The sequence below is a fragment of the Streptomyces sp. WAC06614 genome, from assembly GCF_003949795.1.
Classification (GTDB): Bacteria; Actinomycetota; Actinomycetes; order Streptomycetales; family Streptomycetaceae; genus Streptomyces.
Window position 1 is genome coordinate 1 of record NZ_RPRY01000637.1, and the last position, 1608, is coordinate 1608.

2 protein-coding genes are annotated in these 1608 nt (G+C 73.7%); both read left to right on the top strand.

From position 1 onward, the window contains the following. Window positions 1-618: cyclopropane-fatty-acyl-phospholipid synthase family protein (locus EF918_RS35505; protein WP_148141352.1), on the top strand; the 618-nt coding region annotated here is incomplete at its 5' end. A gap of 160 nt (window positions 619-778) precedes the next feature. Further along, complete coding sequence (locus EF918_RS35510; RefSeq protein WP_125652951.1) at window positions 779-1585, top strand: carbon-nitrogen hydrolase family protein; 807 nt, start codon at window positions 779-781, stop codon at window positions 1583-1585. The last annotated feature ends 23 nt before the right edge of the window (window positions 1586-1608 follow it).

Here is a 1608-nt window from a genome sequence, read left to right on the forward strand (position 1 = left end):
CCCCGCCTCCTGGACCTCGGCTGCGGCCAGGCCGAATGGCTGCTCCGCGCCCTCGCCGCACACCCCACCGCCACGGCCGACGGAGTCGACCTCTCCGGTCCCGCCCTCGCCCTCGCCCGTGCCTCCGCCGAGGCCCGGGGCCTCGCCGGCCGGCTCGCGCTGCACCATCGGCCCGCCGCGGAGCACACCGCCCCGTACCCGTACGACCTCGTCCTCAGCGTCGGCGCCACCCACGCCTTCGGCGGCCTGCAGGGCACCCTCGACGCCGCCGCGCGGCACCTCGCGCCCGGCGGGTACCTCCTCGTCGGGGAGGGCTACTGGGAGCACCCCCCCGCCCCCGCCGCCGTCGAGGTGATGGGCGAGCTCGCCGACCTCCCCGGCACCCTCGACCTGGTCACCCGCGCCGGCTGGACGCCGGTGTACGGTCACCTCAGCACCCGCGAGGAGCTCGACGACTACGAGTGGTCCTGGAGCGGCTCCCTGGCCGCCTGGGCGCTGGACCACCCGGAGCACCCGGACCACGCCGAAGCGCTGGCCGTGGCGGCCGAGCACCGTACCGAATGGCTGACGACGTACCGTCCCACCTGGGGCTTCGCCACCCTCCTGCTGCGCCGCTGATCAAGAACCCGGCCCCGCGCGCAACGAATCGCCGTCGAAGCGCCAGAACGCGCAACGAATCGTTCAGTAGCGCGCAACATCCCCGCCTTGTTGCGGCCGGACGGCGAAACGTACCTTCTAAGGACCGCACACCACCCCCACCTGTCCCAGAGGTACGCCCATGCCCCCGCTGCGCATCGCCCTCCTCCAGAGCTCCGGACGGCTCGGCGACGTCGCCGAGAACCTCAAGGCGCTCGACGAGGCCGCCGCGCGCGCCGCACAGGGCGGGGCCGGGCTCCTCGTGACCTCGGAGATGTTCCTCACCGGCTACGCGCTGGACCTGGCGGACGTCCCCTCCTACGCCGAGACCCGCGACGGCATGTCGGCCCGCGCCATCGGCGAGATCGCCCGGCGCCACGGCCTCGCGGTCCTCTACGGGTACCCCGAGCGCGACGCGGAGACCGGCACGGTCCACAACTCCGCCCAGCTCCTCGGCCCCGACGGCAGCCCGCTCGCGAACTACCGCAAGACCCACCTCTTCGGCTGCTTCGAGCAGGACGCCTTCACCCCCGGCGACACCCCCGTCGTCCAGGTCGAGTACGCGGGCCTGCGCATCGGGATCATGATCTGCTACGACGTCGAGTTCCCGGAGAACGTCCGCGCCCACGCCCTGGCCGGCACCGACCTCCTCCTGGTGCCGACCGCCCAGATGCACCCGTTCCAGTTCGTCGCCGAGCAGCTCGTGCCCGTCCGGGCCTTCGAGAGCCAGATGTACATCGCGTACGTCAACCGGACCGGGCCCGAGGGCGAGTTCGAGTTCGTCGGGCTGAGCTGCCTGGCCGCCCCGGACGGCGCGACCCGCACACGCGCCGGCCGCGGCGAGGAGCTGGTGCTCGGCGAGGTCGACCCCGAGCTCCTCGCGGCCTCCCGCGAGAACAACCCGTACCTGCGCGACCGCCGCCCGAGCCTCTACGCCTCCCTGATCTGACCCGCCCCCGGACCGGATCCCTC